This window comes from Lactococcus protaetiae (genome assembly GCF_006965445.1).
Taxonomy (GTDB): domain Bacteria; phylum Bacillota; class Bacilli; order Lactobacillales; family Streptococcaceae; genus Lactococcus; species Lactococcus protaetiae.
This window is the reverse complement of the sequence record NZ_CP041356.1, coordinates 2,504,416-2,520,735: the sequence shown is the minus strand read 5'-3', so window position 1 is coordinate 2,520,735 and position 16,320 is coordinate 2,504,416. Positions and strand designations below refer to the sequence as shown.

The 16,320-nt window shown below is 37.7% G+C and carries 17 protein-coding genes; all 17 read left to right on the top strand.

What is annotated here, in order from left to right; genetic code table 11:
• Positions 1-47 precede the first annotated feature (47 nt).
• The 17 genes from FLP15_RS11945 to FLP15_RS11865 all read left to right on the top strand — a co-directional run bounded on the left by FLP15_RS11945 (position 48) and on the right by FLP15_RS11865 (position 16,214).
• Positions 48-1,496: a flotillin family protein gene (locus FLP15_RS11945; RefSeq protein WP_142767293.1), complete on the top strand. Its 1,449-nt coding sequence runs from the start codon at positions 48-50 to the stop codon at positions 1,494-1,496.
• 216 nt (positions 1,497-1,712) lie between these two features.
• The gene (gene sufC, locus FLP15_RS11940; RefSeq protein ID WP_120772215.1) at positions 1,713-2,483 is read left to right on the top strand and encodes a Fe-S cluster assembly ATPase SufC; all 771 of its coding nucleotides are present in this window, start codon (positions 1,713-1,715) and stop codon (positions 2,481-2,483) included.
• Position 2,484: 1 nt separating this feature from the next.
• A complete protein-coding gene (gene sufD / locus FLP15_RS11935) occupies positions 2,485-3,741 on the top strand; it encodes a Fe-S cluster assembly protein SufD (RefSeq protein ID WP_142767292.1) in 1,257 nt (418 codons plus the stop codon).
• On the top strand, positions 3,741-4,952 hold the full coding sequence (locus FLP15_RS11930) for a cysteine desulfurase (protein WP_142767291.1): 1,212 nt from the start codon (positions 3,741-3,743) through the stop codon (positions 4,950-4,952). The genes sufD and FLP15_RS11930 overlap by 1 nt, the downstream gene beginning before the upstream one ends.
• A complete protein-coding gene (locus FLP15_RS11925) occupies positions 4,952-5,341 on the top strand; it encodes a DUF1801 domain-containing protein (RefSeq protein ID WP_142767290.1) in 390 nt (129 codons plus the stop codon). The genes FLP15_RS11930 and FLP15_RS11925 overlap by 1 nt, the downstream gene beginning before the upstream one ends.
• A 12-nt stretch (positions 5,342-5,353) precedes the next feature.
• Complete coding sequence (locus FLP15_RS11920) at positions 5,354-5,731, top strand: pyridoxamine 5'-phosphate oxidase family protein (protein ID WP_142767511.1); 378 nt, start codon at positions 5,354-5,356, stop codon at positions 5,729-5,731.
• A gap of 25 nt (positions 5,732-5,756) precedes the next feature.
• Positions 5,757-6,215: a Fe-S cluster assembly sulfur transfer protein SufU gene (sufU, locus tag FLP15_RS11915; RefSeq protein ID WP_142767289.1), complete on the top strand. Its 459-nt coding sequence runs from the start codon at positions 5,757-5,759 to the stop codon at positions 6,213-6,215.
• Positions 6,216-6,475: 260 nt separating this feature from the next.
• A complete protein-coding gene (sufB, locus tag FLP15_RS11910) occupies positions 6,476-7,900 on the top strand; it encodes a Fe-S cluster assembly protein SufB (protein WP_142767510.1) in 1,425 nt (474 codons plus the stop codon).
• 314 nt (positions 7,901-8,214) lie between these two features.
• Positions 8,215-9,393, top strand: coding sequence for an SLC13 family permease (locus tag FLP15_RS11905; RefSeq protein WP_142767288.1), 1,179 nt, complete (start codon positions 8,215-8,217; stop codon positions 9,391-9,393).
• A gap of 136 nt (positions 9,394-9,529) precedes the next feature.
• Positions 9,530-9,712 (top strand): hypothetical protein, encoded by a 183-nt coding sequence (locus tag FLP15_RS11900; RefSeq protein ID WP_142767287.1) that lies wholly within the window; start codon positions 9,530-9,532, stop codon positions 9,710-9,712.
• A gap of 611 nt (positions 9,713-10,323) precedes the next feature.
• Positions 10,324-10,887, top strand: a complete 564-nt coding sequence (gene ahpC / locus FLP15_RS11895) for an alkyl hydroperoxide reductase subunit C (protein ID WP_142767286.1) — start codon at positions 10,324-10,326, stop codon at positions 10,885-10,887.
• 319 nt (positions 10,888-11,206) lie between these two features.
• A complete protein-coding gene (locus FLP15_RS11890) occupies positions 11,207-11,767 on the top strand; it encodes a GNAT family N-acetyltransferase (RefSeq protein ID WP_142767285.1) in 561 nt (186 codons plus the stop codon).
• Between the two features lie 175 nt (positions 11,768-11,942).
• Positions 11,943-12,350 (top strand): hypothetical protein, encoded by a 408-nt coding sequence (locus FLP15_RS11885; protein WP_142767284.1) that lies wholly within the window; start codon positions 11,943-11,945, stop codon positions 12,348-12,350.
• 120 nt (positions 12,351-12,470) lie between these two features.
• Positions 12,471-12,671: a helix-turn-helix transcriptional regulator gene (locus tag FLP15_RS11880; RefSeq protein WP_142767283.1), complete on the top strand. Its 201-nt coding sequence runs from the start codon at positions 12,471-12,473 to the stop codon at positions 12,669-12,671.
• Entirely contained in the window at positions 12,672-13,199 is a 528-nt protein-coding gene (locus tag FLP15_RS11875; RefSeq protein WP_142767282.1) for a hypothetical protein, read from the top strand.
• Positions 13,200-13,869: 670 nt separating this feature from the next.
• The gene (locus FLP15_RS11870; protein WP_142767281.1) at positions 13,870-14,826 is read left to right on the top strand and encodes an ABC transporter ATP-binding protein; all 957 of its coding nucleotides are present in this window, start codon (positions 13,870-13,872) and stop codon (positions 14,824-14,826) included.
• Positions 14,823-16,214, top strand: coding sequence for an ABC transporter permease (locus FLP15_RS11865; protein WP_142767280.1), 1,392 nt, complete (start codon positions 14,823-14,825; stop codon positions 16,212-16,214). Before FLP15_RS11870 ends, FLP15_RS11865 begins: the two co-directional genes overlap by 4 nt.
• The last annotated feature ends 106 nt before the right edge of the window (positions 16,215-16,320 follow it).

The window sequence follows — 16,320 nt, the reverse complement described above, 5'->3', positions numbered from 1 at the left end:
AATCCCCCACCAATGAAGTAATCACTTCAATTAAAAGGAGAAGTCGTATGAATCCACTATTTATTTTAGGAGGGGCTGCAGTTGTTGTGGTATTAATTATCATTGCAATCATTGTAGTCAACTATAAAAAGTCTGGTCCACAGGCTGCATTAATCGTATATGGGGCGATGTTAGGCTCAAAAGGGGTGAATAAAGACTCACAAGGAAATAAATTAAAAGTTGTTCGTGGCTCTGGAACGTTTGTTTTACCTGGATTACAAAGCGCACGATATTTAAGTTTACAATCTTCAGCTTTAGATATTCAAGCTGACAAAGTCTATTCGAAAAATAAAATTCCAGTCACTGTGGATGCGACTGCTATGATTAAAGTTGGTTCATCTTTACAAGAAATTGCTACTGCTGCTGAACAATTTTTAGGAAAGAAAGATGTTGAGCGTGATGGGATGGCAGATAGAGTTTTGAAAGGACATTTGCGAGCAATTATTGGGACAATGACAGTTTCAGAACTTATTGAAGACAGAGATAAGTTTTCAAAAGAAGTTCAAGCTCAGGCAGCAACCGATCTTGCTAAGATGGGCTTGCAAGTAGTGTCATTTGTTGTTAATGATATTCGTGATAATCAGAATTATATTCAAGCTTTAGGTGCAGAAGAAGTGGCTCGTGTTCAACAAAATGCTGCTGTTGCTGTTGCTGAGGCAGATAAGCAAACACGGATTAAAAAAGCTCAAGCAGATCAAGAGGCTCAACAAGCAGAGGCTGAAAGTGCAACACGGATCGCAGATGCTCAAAAAGGTAAAGCGATTCAACTTGCTTCGTTTGACCAAGAAGAGCATATTGCACAGGCTGATGCAAAGACACAAGCAGATATTGCGCAAGCGAAAGCTGACCAAGCCTATGCAATTCAAGAAGCGAAGTCTAAACAGGAAACAACTGATGCAGAAATGCAAGTTGAAATTATCAAGCGTAAACGTGCTACTGAACTTGAACAACAAGAAGTGCTTCGGGCGGCTCAAGAAAAACAAGCAACAATTGTTGCTGAGGCAAATGCGCAAAAAGAAGCTCAAATTGCAAAAGCACAGGCAGAAGCTGAAGAACAAAAAATTAAGGCACTTGCAGAAGCAGAAGCTATCCTTGCAAAAGGTAAAGCACAGGCTGAAGCTATCCGCTTGAATGGTGAGGCAGAAGCAGAAGCTATTGAGAAAAAAGCTGAAGCTATGAAACATATGACTGATGCAGCAATTCTCAATATGGCGATGGAAGTTTTACCAAAAGTTGTTGGCTCTGTTTCAGAAAATCTTCGTGCAGTTGATTCTATCAAAATATATGGTGGAGAAGGTTCAGATAAGATTATGGGGATGTCTGCTTCGGGACTTCAAAAGGGATTGGATGTTATGAAAGAGATGGGAGTTGACATTCCACAGCTTATGACTGACTTCGCAAGTCACAAGAACACAGCATCGATAGAAGAAAAAAATAATGGAGATTTCACAGAATAGAGTTGTAATAAGAAAATATTTTCTTGTTAAAAACAAAAAAATAAGCTAGAAGGCCTTCTAGCTATTTTTTATTAGATAAAAACGGTAACAGAAAACAACAAATACCACGAGAATTTTGATAAAATAGAAATTATAAAATGTCAAAAATTATTGACAATTTATGAAATGAACGAAATGGTGATAGAGAATCTCCGTTTCAGATTGAAGGAGAGAAAAATGTCAACACTTGAAATTAAGAATCTTCATGTATCAATCGAAGATAAAAAAATTCTCAATGGGGTAAACTTGACGATAAATACAGGTGAAATCCATGCAATTATGGGACCTAATGGGACAGGGAAATCAACTCTATCTGCTGCAATCATGGGGAACCCTAACTATACAGTGACAGAGGGTGAAGTGCTTTTCGATGGCCAAAATGTTTTAGAAATGGGAGTTGATGAGCGCGCACGTCTTGGGCTCTTTCTTGCGATGCAGTATCCATCAGAAATTCCAGGGATTACAAACGCTGAATTTTTACGTGCTGCAATTAATGCAAAACGTGCTGAGGATGATAAAATTTCTGTGATGCAATTCATAAAAAAATTGGATAAAAATATGGAATTGCTCAATATGAAAGAAGAAATGGCTGAACGTTACCTCAATGAAGGTTTTTCAGGTGGTGAGAAAAAACGGAATGAGATTCTTCAATTGTTGATGCTTGAACCTACTTTTGGTATTCTTGATGAAATTGACTCGGGTCTTGATATTGATGCATTAAAAGTTGTGGCAAAAGGTGTGAATTCAATGCGTGGAGAAAAGTTTGGCGCTTTGATTATTACCCACTATCAACGACTTTTAGATTATATTACACCTGATGTTGTGCATATTATGATGGAAGGTCGTGTGGTTAAGACGGGTGGAGCGGAGCTTGCTAAACGTCTTGAGGTTGAAGGTTATGTAAATATCGCAGAAGAACTCGGTATTGAATATAAGGAAGAAGTTTGATATGGATCAAGAAATTTTAAACTTTTCACAAGTACGATTAGAACCAGAGTGGTTGGTGCAAACGCGTCAGGAAGCGGTGGAAAAATTTGAAAGTTTGGAGCTTCCAAATATTGAACGGGTCAAAATTAATCGTTGGGGGATAGATAGTCTGACGATTGAAGAGTCCACAGAAGATGGGGCAGTTCCTACGTTTACTGAATTGCCTAATCATCCGTTGTTGGTTCAGGTAGGCACTCAGACGGTTTTGGAACAAACAACACCTAATCTTGAAGCACAAGGAGTGATTTTCTCTGACTTCCATCGTGCGTTGAATGAAATTCCAGAAGTGATTGAACGATATTTTGGTAAGGTTGTTCCATTTGATGAAAGTCGTATTACTGCGGCAAATACAGCAGCTTTTAATTCGGCTGTGGTGCTTTATGTCCCGGATGGAGTCGAAGTTGACTTACCTGTAGAATCGATTTTAATGCAAGATGCGGATTCAAATGTTTCTTTTACGAAACGCGTGTTGATTATTGTGGGGAAAAATGCAAAAGTCAATTATCTTGAACGTTTGGAAACAACGGGTAAAGGTACTGTGAAAGTTACTGGAAATTTTGTTGTGGAAGTTATTGCTGAAGCGGGAAGTACGGTAAAATTTTCAGCAATTGACCAACTGGGCGAGAATGTGACTGCCTCAGTAATTCGTCGGGGATTGATTGGCGAAAATGCGACGGTTGACTGGTCGGTTGGTGTGATGAATGATGGAAATATTGTAGCTGATTTTGATAGTGATCTCAAAGGAGATGGCTCTCACTCAGAAATAAAAGTAGTGGGTATTTCAACAGGACATCAAATTCAAGGCGTTGATACAAGAGTGACCAATTTTGGTAAATCTTCTGTCGGTCATATCTTGCAAAATGGGGTTATCTTGGATAGAGGTACACTGACTTTCAATGCAATTGGTCATATCATCAAAGGAGCTAAAAATGCTGATGCACAACAATCTTCACGAGTTCTGATGTTGTCAGATAAAGGGCGCGGTGATGCTAATCCGATTTTATTGATTGACGAGAATGAAGTTACAGCAGGACACGCGGCTTCTGTTGGGCAGGTTGATGAAGAAGATTTGTTTTACTTGCAATCTCGTGGGCTTGATGAAGAAACAGCCAAACGTCTGGTTATTCGCGGTTTCTTAGGTTCTGTTGTTGGTGAAATTCCTGTGGCTTCTGTCCGTGAAGAATTTATTGCAACGATTGAAAGAAAGCTGGGCATGTAATGCTTGATAACATCAAAAAAGATTTTCCAGTGCTTAATCAGATTGTAAACGATGAACCATTGGTTTACCTAGACAATGCGGCAACGACACAGAAGCCACTTTCGGTTCTGTCAGTACTGATAGACTACTATAAAACTGATAATGCCAATGTTCATCGTGGAGTACATACTTTGGCAGAACGAGCAACTGCAAAATATGAGGCTGCTAGAGAAAAAGTTCGTGCTTTTATCAATGCAAAATCGACAAAAGAAGTATTATTTACACGTGGCACGACAACATCACTCAATTGGGTGACGCGTTTTGCTGACCAAATATTGTCAGCTACTGACGAGATTGTTATTTCAATTATGGAACATCATTCTAATATTGTTCCTTGGCAACAAGTGGCAGAAGCTACTGGCGCAACGTTGAAATTTGTTTATCTCAAAGATGGGATGCTTGACATGGATGATTTGCGAGCAAAAATTACTGACAAGACTAAATTTGTCAGTATTGCTCATGTGTCCAATGTGCTTGGAGTAATTAATCCGATTAAGGAAATTGCTGAGATCGCACATACTCATGGTGCCTATATGGTTGTTGATGGTGCACAGTCTACACCTCATATGAAGGTTGATGTTCAAGAGTTAGATGCAGATTTCTTTGCTTTTTCTGGACACAAAATGATGGGACCTACAGGCATTGGCGTGCTTTATGGTAAAGAAGAGCTTCTGATGCAGATGAATCCGGTTGAGTTTGGTGGCGAGATGATTGATTTTGTTTATGAAAGTCATTCAACTTGGACGGAGTTGCCTTGGAAATTTGAAGCTGGTACACCAAATATAGCAGGTGCAATTGCTCTGGGCGCTGCAATTGACTATATTAATTCGCTTGGACTTGATGAGATTCACCAGCATGAGCGCGAATTGATTGATTATGTGATGCCAAAGCTGCTCGAAATAGATGGCTTGACGCTTTATGGACCAGTGGATAATGCGAAACGCAGTGGTGTCATTGCTTTTAATTTAGAGGGGCTTCATCCTCATGATGTGGCGACAGCTCTGGATATGGAAGGTGTTGCAGTGCGTGCGGGTCATCACTGTGCACAGCCACTTTTACATTACCTTGATACTCCTGCAACGGCAAGGGCTAGTTTTTATGTGTACAATACAAAAGAGGATTGCGATAAATTGGTTGAGGCAATACTAAAAACGAAAGAATTTTTTAGCTAATGAAAAATGATTCTCGTATTGATCAGTTTATTGCTCAACTTCCTCCCTATCAGCAGAATTTTTCCAGACAAGTTCGTCGTATTTTGCATGAGGCAGATAGCGAGGTTGAAGAAACAATTAAGCGAACAAATATGCCCTATTTTGTGCTTGAAGGCAATATCTGTGCTCTAAAAACGGCGAAAAATCATTTGGCGATTTTCCTTTATGATGGCGGGATTGTTCCTGATTCAGAGCATATTATTACAGCTGGATTTGACAATAAAACGTCTAGGCAGATTTCGCTTTATGAGCATGATATACTTAATGAAAAAGCATTTTTGATAATGGTTCGCCAGATCATCAAAAATAATCGTGCAGGTGGCTGGCGAAAGTTGAAGAAAGAATTGTAAAAAATGACGAAAATTTTAACAGATAAATTTTTAGAGTTATTGAAATATGAAGGTGAGGTTGCGCTCACGTCTTGGGGAGCAGAAGAAACTCCTCATGCGACAGGGACTTGGATATCTTATCTGACCTTGACAGAGGATGGGCGTCTTTTAGCACCAGCTGCTGGTTTTACACATTTTGAGGCAGATATTAAGATAAACGATACAGTCCTTGCTCTAGTTGCTGTTCGTGAAGTGGCAGGTTTTAATGATTATCCAGGAATTGGTTTTAGGCTGACAGCGACAGCGAAATTACTTGATGATGGTTCTGATTTTGAATTAGTTAAGGGTAAATATCCGTGGTGCCGTCAAGCGCTTGAGCTAATGCCGATAAAACTAGAACAATTGCTTTGAGCAAATTTATAGAAAGAGTGAGAGAGTGGCTTTATCTAAATTAGATAATTTATATCGTGCAGTGATTTTGGACCATTCATCAAGTCCACGGCATGCTGGGGAATTACATACGGGATGTATGATTGATTTAAATAATCCAACTTGTGGAGATGTCATTCGTTTAACCGTTGATTTTGATGGTGATGTGATTTCAGATATTGCTTTTAGTGGGCATGGTTGCACGATTTCAACAGCGTCGGCTTCAATGATGACAGTGGCAGTGCTTGGGAAAACAAAGCAAGAAGCGTTAGAGCTAGCAAATATTTTTTCAGCAATGGTGACAGGAGTGGAGGATGAACGTCAGGAAGCACTTGGTGATGCACAATTTCTTGCGGGGGTAAGTAAGTTTCCATCACGTGTGAAATGTTCAACTTTGCCTTGGAATGCCCTAAAAAAAGCACTTGAAATGGGTGAAGCAGAAGCCAAAATCACTCATGGTGAATGAAGCCAAGACTTATTCAGTGGGAGTTTCGTAAAACATTTGTCCATTTTCTCTAGTCGCTGAAGCGACTGGTAATGGATAAAATTTGTCAGTAAACTTGATGATTTTGTCATTATACTGAAGCTGTCAGTGCAATTTGAATCAGCCGATGAGTGCAAATGACGGCTGAAATCTTTCGTCAGTATACTGACAGAACCATCAAGAACCAAAGAGTAAAAGAATGGACCAAAAATCTTTTCAAAAAAGAAACTGAGAGGATAAAAATGATAGAAGAAAAAATCGTCAACACCGCTGATGATGCGGTTGAAGGCTTAGAAGAATATAAATTTGGCTTTCATGATAATGCAAAGCTGGATTTTACAACTGGTTTAGGCCTGACAGAAGAAGTTATTCGTGAGATTTCTGCCACAAAAAATGAACCAGAATGGATGCTTGATTTTCGTCTAAAATCATTTGAAGCATTCAAAAAAATAGACTTACCAAAATGGGGGCCAGACCTCTCTGACATTGACTTTAATGATATCGTCTATTATCAAAAACCATCAGCAAAAGCGGCACGTTCATGGGATGATGTTCCTGCTGAAATCAAAGATACTTTTGAAAAAATCGGTATTCCAGAGGCAGAGCGTTCATATCTTGCTGGTGCTTCTGCGCAATATGAATCAGAAGTTGTCTATCATAATATGCGTGAAGAATTTGAAAAGTTGGGCATTGTTTTCACAGACACAGATTCAGGATTACGTGAGTATCCAGAGCTTTTCAAAAAATATTTCGCAAAACTCGTGCCACCAACAGATAATAAACTGGCGGCATTGAACTCAGCAGTTTGGTCAGGTGGCTCCTTTGTTTACATTCCCAAAGGAGTCAAATGTGACATTCCGATTCAGGCCTATTTCCGCATTAACAACGAAAAATCTGGACAATTTGAACGGACATTGATTATCGTAGAAGAGGGGGCATCTGTTCAGTATGTCGAGGGCTGTACGGCGCCGACTTATTCTGCGAGTTCACTTCATGCGGCTGTGGTTGAAATTTTTGTGGAAGAAGGTGGCTATATGCGCTATTCAACCATTCAAAACTGGTCGGACAATGTTTATAACCTTGTGACAAAACGTGCAAGTGCAGCTACAAATGCGACAGTTGAATGGGTTGATGGAAACCTTGGTTCTCGTGTTTCTATGAAATATCCAGCCGTTCATCTGAATGGTCCAGGCGCACGTGGGACAATGCTCTCCATTGCATTTGCAGGGGCTAACCAAAATCAAGATACAGGTGCAAAAATGATTCACAATGCGCCTAACACATCAAGCTCAATTATTTCAAAATCTATCGCCAAAAATGGTGGAGCAGTCAATTATCGTGGACAAGTCACTTTCGGAAAAAATTCGAAAAAATCTGCTTCTCATATTGAGTGTGATACAATCTTGATGGATGATTTATCAAAGTCTGATACTGTTCCGTTCAATGAAATTCATAACTCACAAGTTGCACTTGAACATGAAGCAAAAGTGTCAAAAATTTCTGAAGAACAACTTTATTATTTGATGAGTCGTGGACTGACAGAAAAAGAAGCAACTGACATGATTGTTATGGGATTTATTGAGCCATTTACCAAAGAACTTCCAATGGAATATGCCGTTGAACTCAATCGTTTAATCTCTTACTCAATGGAAGGTTCGATTGGATAAAAATAAAAAACTTTGTCAGTACTGACAGAGTTTTTATTTTTTAATGAAACATAGAATTTGTCATCAAAATTTTTGACAAAAAATGAAAATGTCAGAATTTATCAAACCTTAGTGTAAGTCCCAAAAATTAGTTGCTTGGCTTTCTTTTTATGCTATAATGTAAACAGTGTGTAAATGGTAAAAGTCACTTGATATTGGAAACGACAGTTTTAGTCGTTCTTTTTGTGTGATAGATAAAACCATATTGCTTTGCAAAGAGGAGCCAGATCGTTCCTAACGTAGAGCGAGTATCCATATGATAGTTAGGAGAAGTAGTGGAACAATCAGCTACTGGACGCAAATCAAAGCACATTCTGCAAGCAGTTTGGAATTGGTTTTTGGTCGATAAGGTTTTTCTTGTCGCTTTTATTATCGCAATTATTGCCGTCGTTTTTGGCGGATTTACAACACGTTTTTTTGATTATAAGGTAGTTGTAACTGTGTTTGGATTGATGCTTGTTATTGCAGGTTTTCGTTCAACAGGACTTTTACGTTATCTAGGAGAATCATTGGTAAAACGGAGTAAGACAACACGTCAGCTTGTACGATTTACAACAATGCTCACTTTCTTTCTTGCTATATTTTTTACAAATGACCTCACAATTTTGACTATTTTGCCTCTGTACTTGGCAATCACAAAAGAGATTAAGAATCGGAAATCAGTTTATATTGGAGCAGCGATGATTGTTCCTGCTTGTCACACGGGATCAAGCTTGCTCCCTCAAGGTAATCCTCATAATTTATATCTTTACTCTTTTTATCAAAATGCAGCACATCATGGCGGACATGTTTTGACAAATTTAGAGTTTTTCAAAGGAACAGGACTACTTTGGTTGGCGGGACTAATCTTGCTCAATATTGCTTGTCAGTTCATTGATAATGAACCCTTAGTAATTGAGACAAAAGTTGATAAGTTTAATAAATTAGAAACATCAATTTTTGTGATTCTGATGATTATTATGGCAGCATCCGTATTTGGTTATATTAATTTTTACTTAGCAGCAGCGATTGTCGCAGTAGTTGTGTTAATTTATCGCCCACAGTTATTCAAAGGTGTGGACTATCACCTTCTTTTAACCTTTGTTTGTTTCTTCATAATCGTTGGAAATATTGCTAACATCCATGCACTCACGGACTTTATTAGTCGTACGTTTGTGGGACCACAAGCAGCATTTTTAGGTACCGTGATTACAAGTCAGGTGATTTCAAATATCGCAGCTCCTATTCTTATCTCTCCATTCACACCTCATGCGGTGTCGGTTGTACTTGGTGCTGACATCGGTGGAATAGGAACGATGGTTGCTTCAATGGCGACGTTGATTGCTTACAAAGTGATTCGAATGCAGGCGCGTGGCGAAACTTCTGGTTTTGTAAAATATTTCATGATTATTAACGCCAGTTTTTTAGGTATTTTAGTAGTTTTTGGATTAATCATCGTAAGTTTTGTCGCTTAAATAATAAAAGAAATAAGTTGGTTAACGCCAACTTTTTTTATATAATAAAAGAAAATGAGTAGGTAACTTTATCAATAAAGGGTAAAGAACGGGGATAGTGATAAACATTTAATCAGTTAAAATTAGGAGGCAAAAAATGGACAAAAAAATCAAAGTAAATGTTGATGTGTCAAGTGCAATGTACTTTATGGGATTCTTGGTTGCCACTGGTATGCGTTTTGCAGAAAATGGTGGAGCATTTTGGAATGCAGTTTGGCATGGATTTCTGAGCTGGGCGTATGTCGGCTATTGGATTGTTGAGTTTTTAACCCACCACTAATAGGGAAAAAAGATGGTTATACTTAGAAGAAATTTCTATTGATGACAAAAAACATTAGAAAATTTACTTGAAAAATATATCTATGAATTCTCTCAATACACCCAAGCTAAAGTTGAGAAAGATGGACTATTTCATTATCGTGTAGATGATATTTTCAATGATAAAAATCGTTATTCATACTTCATAAAAGTTGACGGTGAACTTGTTGGTTTTACCTTGATTAATAATTTTTTAGAGATAAATATTCCGACAGATAAAACAATGTACGAATTTTTTATCACTTATCCTTTTCAAAGGAGGGGATTGGAAGACAAACCGCATACCAAATCTTTAAGCAATTTTGTGGGAGTTGGCAGTTGAAATATCATTCCCAAAATAAAAGTTCGGAAAAATTTTGGAATAAAATTGTTTCTGAAATAAATTCTAATTATAAAATAATTACTAATGAACAAATGGCGATATACCTTGATGGTACAATTGGACAGGTGCTACTTTTTGAGAGTCACTAGATGTTAGTTTGAAAATAATCTTAGCTCACATTTCTGAAACATGACCTTTTCTTTAAATTTTAATATAATTAAGGTATCATATTTTTAGAAGGAGTTATTTTTATGTCACTAGTAGGTAAAAAAATCGGAGAATTTTCCGTACAAGCATATCATGATTTAGAATTTAAAACAGTTACAAATGAAGATTTTTTAGGAAAGTGGAATGTATTAGTGTTTTATCCAGCAGATTTCTCATTTGTCTGTCCAACAGAACTTGAAGATTTGCAAGAACAATATGCAACATTAAAAGCTTTAGGAGCAGAAGTGTATTCAGCTTCAACTGATACTCATTTTGTCCACGCTGCTTGGCACATGGATAGTCCTAAAATCGGAAAGATAGAATATCCAATGCTTGCAGACCCAAATTGGAACTTGTCACGTGTATTTGATGTTCTCGATGAAGAAGAAGGTCTGGCACAACGTGGCACGTTTATCATTGACCCTGACGGTGTGATTCAAGCAGTTGAAATTACGGCAGATGGTATTGGGAGAAATGCATCTCAACTTGTTAATAAAGTTAAGGCAGCACAATTCATTCGCCAACATCCAGACCAAGTTTGTCCTGCAAAATGGGCAGAAGGGGAAAGCACTCTAACGCCAGGTTTAGAATTAGTAAATCATCTCTAGGATTTATAGCTAAACTACTCTAAAATACACCCAATCTTCCTCAAATTTCCCATCAGCTCTTTCGTTGTCGTCCTTGACTTGCGCCAGCAAGCCTGCGTCCTTCCGCCTCAGTCTGATGAAAAATTTAGAGCAATCTTGGGTGTATTTTAGAGTAGCTTAGCTATAGTTAATATTCAGGAACTCTGAGGAAGTTATTTTTTCCTCGGAGTTTTTTTTATTAACTAAGAGATAGAATTGTAAAACCACAACCAAACCGACTCCTATAAAGATATTTAATCCAAAATTGTGTATAATATTCAAAAGAGAGTCAGGAGAAATAATGAAATTTAGATTAGCAACAACAGCGGATGCAACCGAATTATTAAAAATTTATAAGCCATATGTGGAAAAAACAGCGATAACTTTTGAATACGAAGTTCCAACTGTGGAAGACTTTGCCCAACGAATAGAGAAAACTGCATCAGTATTTCCATATCTATTAGCTATAGAAAATGATAAAATTATTGGTTATGCTTATGCGGGACGTTATCGTGAACGGGCGGCTTATGATTGGGTGGTCGAGTTATCTATTTATCTTGATGAAAATGAACGTCATCACGGTACGGGAACAATACTTTATGAAAAGTTATTAACAGCGTTATCTTTACTTAATTATCAACGTGCTTATGCGTGTATCACTTATCCCAATCCTGCAAGCATTGCTTTTCATGAAAAGTTTGGCTTTGAAACTATCGGAATTTTTCAAAAATCGGGTTATAAGTTTGGAGAATGGTATGGAATTCAATGGATGGATTTACCTTTACAAAAAGATGAACAGGTTCAGCCTATCAAATTAATCACAGACTTATCACCAGAAACCATTAAAAAAATCTTGGAATGACCAAGATTTTTTTATTTATGAGAAAGGAAAACATAATATTTTGAGTTTGATGAGAAATATATTAAAATTAAATAAGAAATAAAAAAGGAAGATAAGTTTATCCCAGGATAGTGATTTTATAAAAGTTAAATCAATGAAATAGCAAAGGGATGAGCTTATACTTTGAGGAAAAATAATGAATAAAATTCTATGGCTCATCTTTATTCCAACACTTATATTTGGTGGAATACTCACTATTGTCGGTTTCATTTTTGAAGCTCAGCATTTTTACTGGATTCAAAATTTTGAAATGATTTATCTTTTCAGCACTTTGCTTCTAGCTTTTGCTAGTTTTAGAATATGGCAAACTCGGACAACTTTTAAACAAGTAAAAGAGTTAAAGGTCTTGTTTTATCTTTTAGCAATTATTTTTGCTGCTGATGTTACAAACACTAGTATTTATCTATTTGAAGGACACGGTGTATTTTTGGAAAATAGTCAGCTTGCTCCAGCTGGAGCAGCACTACTTGCAAGTATGTTACTCCTTTTATTGGCAGTAGTAAGCCTACAAAGACAAATTAAACTGTCTAAAGTAAAAGCATAAAAAAATCATAGTCTTATGATTTTTTTTATTTTTGAGAGGGTAGTATCATAGATACAATTTTATACAAACAAAAAGTATAGTATAATTGACTTTTAGAAAAATATATTTTATAATTTGTTCATGGGAAAGAATTTGAAATTGAAAGCTGCGCGTGTACTTAAAGGTATGACACAAAATGACCTTGCACAGGCAGTCAATGTTACGCGGCAAACAATTGTTGCAGTTGAATCGGGAAATTATAATCCGACAATCAGCTTATGCATTGATATATGTAAGGTATTAGATGTTACTTTGAATGATTTGTTTTGGGAGGAAGAATAGATGAACATTGTAGGATTTATTAATGGGATAGCCAGTGCTTTAGTCATTTTAATTATGCTTGTACTGATTAAGCGACGAAGAGGGATTAGCAATTATAATCAACTTGATGAGCGGCAAAAGGCAGTTCGAGGTTCTATCGCACTGCATAGTTTAATTTTTGGTGGAGGCTTATTGATTATTAGTGGTGCAATTTTTGAGGGAACTGGAAGTCGATTATTTACGATTGGTACACAAAATTTGTTGATTATTGCGCTAGTTTCGATTTTTTTTGTGTTGGAGTCGGTACTACGTGGCGCTTATTTTGGTCATGGATTTCCTCAAAAAAGGTTACGACTTTTTAAAATCTTAGGAATGGTCTATGGACTTTTTACTGCTCTTCAAATTGTTAATATTGTAAAAGGAAAAATAATACTTATTCATGAGGGCGTTTTTACCTCTGCAGGAGTCGAATTTTTTTCTTATATTTGGGTGGTCGTTCTTTATGGATTGATTCTTTGGGGATGGTCGCGAGGAGATAGGGAAAATTGAAGTGATTACTTTACTGGTGGGTTTCACACCAATGTTAAGGTACAACCCTAGGTGTAGCGACCTTGTACGTAGCTAAAGCTGCAACAGTTTGCTTAACATCAAAGATATGAGCTTTAGTACGCACTTGCTAAGTTAAACCAAATTCCTACTTACAGAAAAGAATATTGAGCGATGATTTACAGACTTTGTCTATGGTATAATTATCATGGCAGAGTGATGAAGTCAAGACTTATTCAGTGGGAGTTTTAACTCGCCACTGAATCTAAGGTACAACCTCACATCAAAGATATGAGGTCACCTTGTCCAAGAAGCTTAGGCGCTAAAAGCGCCAACGCCCTATGGCAATCGGACGAAATTCAAAGATTGCCATTCCGACTAGGTGCTTTGCCTTTTGCTCTTGCTGCTTTAGCAGCTAAGCAAACGGACAGCGTAGCAACGAAGTTGCGTAGACCGTTCGCAGAACGGCGTGCGAAGCACGTAGCACCGTAGCGAGCATCGACAGCGTAGCCCGAAAGGGCGGAGATAGCACGCACTTGCTTTGATAAAACAAATGAAATGATTTAACTGAGTTTGAACAGCTAAAAATGATATTCAGATTAAAGGTGAAAATCTTTTATAAATGAGTCTTGTTTTTAAGAGCATCAGGCTAAGAGAAAGTAGTGGAGGAAGTATGACCTTACAAATCACAAATGTAACAAAACGTTTTGGTGATAAAGTAGCAGTAGATGACTTATCTATGACAGTTGCACCTGGTGAAGTGATGGGACTTATCGGACAGAATGGGGCTGGTAAAACGACAAGTTTTCGGATGATTTTGGACTTTATCCAAGCGGACCAAGGAAGTATCACATGGGACGGTGAAAAAATCACACAAAAAACGAAACAACTGATTGGCTTCCTACCTGAGGAACGTGGGCTTTACCAAAAAATGACGGTAGAAGACCAAATCATGTATTTTGCTGAGCTTCATGGGATGAAACGGAGCGATGCCAGAATCAAAGTTGCTGAGTGGATGAAGCGCGTGGAAGTGATTGGAAAACCTACAGATAAGGTTCAGACCCTCTCAAAAGGGAACGCTCAGAAAGTACAATTTATCGCTACGTTGATTCATGAGCCAAAATTCTTAATTCTTGATGAACCTTTTACGGGGCTTGATCCGGTCAATACTGAAATTCTACGTAATGAGATTAAAAAAAGTCGTGATAACGGGGCAGCTGTTATTTTTTCAAATCATAATATGAGCGATGTTGAACTTTTATCGGATAATTTATTGATGTTAAAAGATGGAAAAACAATTTTAAACGGAACGGTTCAAGAGATTCGAGAAAGTTATGGTAGAACACGTATTTATTTAGAAGATGGAATACCTGATGACGAACTTTTAGCTGTTTCGGGTGTAAAATCTGTGACTAAGCAAGGAGGAGGCCGTTCAATAAAACTTGGTAATGCCGAGGTTGGTCGCGAAATTTTTCAAAAAGTTGCTTCAAAGGGATATGTGCAGGCTTTTGTTCAGTCACCACCGTCGCTTGATGAAATTTTCCGAATGGAAGTTGCGGAAAAAGATGCTGAAAAAGTAGAGATTGAGCGCGATGAACAGGCTGAACGCCTGATTGGAGGAAACAAATGAAAAATCAGACTTGGCTTGTTGCTAAAAATATTTATCGTAATCGAATCAAGGGAGCGGGTTTTTGGGCTTTGGTCATTTCTCCGTTCTTATTGGCGGCGGTTTCGTTATTAGTGGGGTTGATTGTTAGTTCTGGTGGGAGTCAGACACCACAGATGGCTGTCGTGAATGCACCGGCAATTACACAAATTCTCAAGGCGGATAAGAATCTTTCGGCTGATTTGTCTAACGTTTCAACAGAGAGTGAGGCAAAAACTAAACTTGAAGATGGAAAAATTGATGGCTTTCTCTTGGTGTCAGATGATGGTTATCGTCTGATTACAAATACTCGCTCGAACATTAAATTTGATGAGAGCAGTCTGACATCGGCTTTGACGCAGGTCAATATTGCTCAAACAGCGAGTAGGTTGAGTTTAACCTCTGCTGATTTGAAATCATTGTTGGCTCCAGCACATCTTACAGTTGAGAAACAGACAGCTACGGGTACAACAGCTGGTGGTGATGTTGCTGCAGGAGCAAATGTTGCCGTTGGAACGATTGCTTCAATCTTTATTTTTGTTCTTTTGATGCTTTATGTTGGGATTATTGGTCAAGAAATCGGTAATGAAAAATCAAGTCGAATCATGGAAACGTTGCTTGCAGCAACAAGTTCAAATGTGCAGTACTATGGTAAAATTATCGGAGTAATCATGCTAACAGCAACGCAGATTGGGATTTATGTGTTGGGATTTGGCATTGCGTATCCATTTATTAAGGATATGGATCAAGTTCAAGCGATTAGTGGAATGCTTTCTGGAATCACTTTTGGTTTTGGCATTTATATTGTCCTGATGGCAATTGTTGGGATACTGGGTTATTTATTCTTGGCTTCGATTGTTGCATCACTTGTTAATGAGCAGTCACAAGTGCAACAAGCTACTCAACCGATTGCTTTCTTATCTATGATTGGTTATATTGGTGGGATTGCTGGAGCTGCTGTACCTGGAAATGTGGTGTTAAAGGTGCTGAGTTTTATTCCTTTTATTAGTCCAACTTTGATGACTAGCCGTTTTGCTATTCAATATTCAACTACAGCAGAGGCTTGGATTGCATTGATCTTACAACTTTTGGCGACTATTGCTGTAGCGAAGGCTGGGGAGAAAATCTACGCGCGCAACGTACTTTCTTACAGTGATGAGAAAATTATCAGACAACTTTTCAACAATATTTTGGGTAAAGATAATAAACCTAAAATAAAGGCAGAAGTTAGTGACACCAGTGGAAAAAAACCTTGGTTTGTTAAGCGCAAAAGTGGCTTGGGCTATAATCCGAACACCTGGCAAGGTTGGTTGATTATTATTCTTGTTGTTGTTGCAATTATTGCAGCTAGGATTCTGCTAGTAAAAAAATAAAAGCTTTGAAGTGCTGTGAGATACAGCGCTTTTTTTATAATTAAAGTGAGTGAAAAATCGGCGGATGAGAAAATATTGAGTGACAATTCAATATTTTTTTCGTAAT

Bases quoted from the DNA above. Each gene is read 5' to 3' on its own strand.
- FLP15_RS11945 (WP_142767293.1), top strand. From the start codon at position 48: ATGAATCCACTATTTATTTTAGGAGGGGCTGCAGTTGTTGTGGTATTA.
- sufC (WP_120772215.1), top strand. From the start codon at position 1,713: ATGTCAACACTTGAAATTAAGAATCTTCATGTATCAATCGAAGATAAA.
- sufD (WP_142767292.1), top strand. From the start codon at position 2,485: ATGGATCAAGAAATTTTAAACTTTTCACAAGTACGATTAGAACCAGAG.
- FLP15_RS11930 (WP_142767291.1), top strand. From the start codon at position 3,741: ATGCTTGATAACATCAAAAAAGATTTTCCAGTGCTTAATCAGATTGTA.
- FLP15_RS11925 (WP_142767290.1), top strand. From the start codon at position 4,952: ATGAAAAATGATTCTCGTATTGATCAGTTTATTGCTCAACTTCCTCCC.
- sufB (WP_142767510.1), top strand. From the start codon at position 6,476: ATGATAGAAGAAAAAATCGTCAACACCGCTGATGATGCGGTTGAAGGC.
- FLP15_RS11900 (WP_142767287.1), top strand. From the start codon at position 9,530: ATGGACAAAAAAATCAAAGTAAATGTTGATGTGTCAAGTGCAATGTAC.
- ahpC (WP_142767286.1), top strand. From the start codon at position 10,324: ATGTCACTAGTAGGTAAAAAAATCGGAGAATTTTCCGTACAAGCATAT.
- FLP15_RS11890 (WP_142767285.1), top strand. From the start codon at position 11,207: ATGAAATTTAGATTAGCAACAACAGCGGATGCAACCGAATTATTAAAA.
- FLP15_RS11885 (WP_142767284.1), top strand. From the start codon at position 11,943: ATGAATAAAATTCTATGGCTCATCTTTATTCCAACACTTATATTTGGT.
- FLP15_RS11880 (WP_142767283.1), top strand. From the start codon at position 12,471: ATGGGAAAGAATTTGAAATTGAAAGCTGCGCGTGTACTTAAAGGTATG.
- FLP15_RS11875 (WP_142767282.1), top strand. From the start codon at position 12,672: ATGAACATTGTAGGATTTATTAATGGGATAGCCAGTGCTTTAGTCATT.
- FLP15_RS11870 (WP_142767281.1), top strand. From the start codon at position 13,870: ATGACCTTACAAATCACAAATGTAACAAAACGTTTTGGTGATAAAGTA.
- FLP15_RS11865 (WP_142767280.1), top strand. From the start codon at position 14,823: ATGAAAAATCAGACTTGGCTTGTTGCTAAAAATATTTATCGTAATCGA.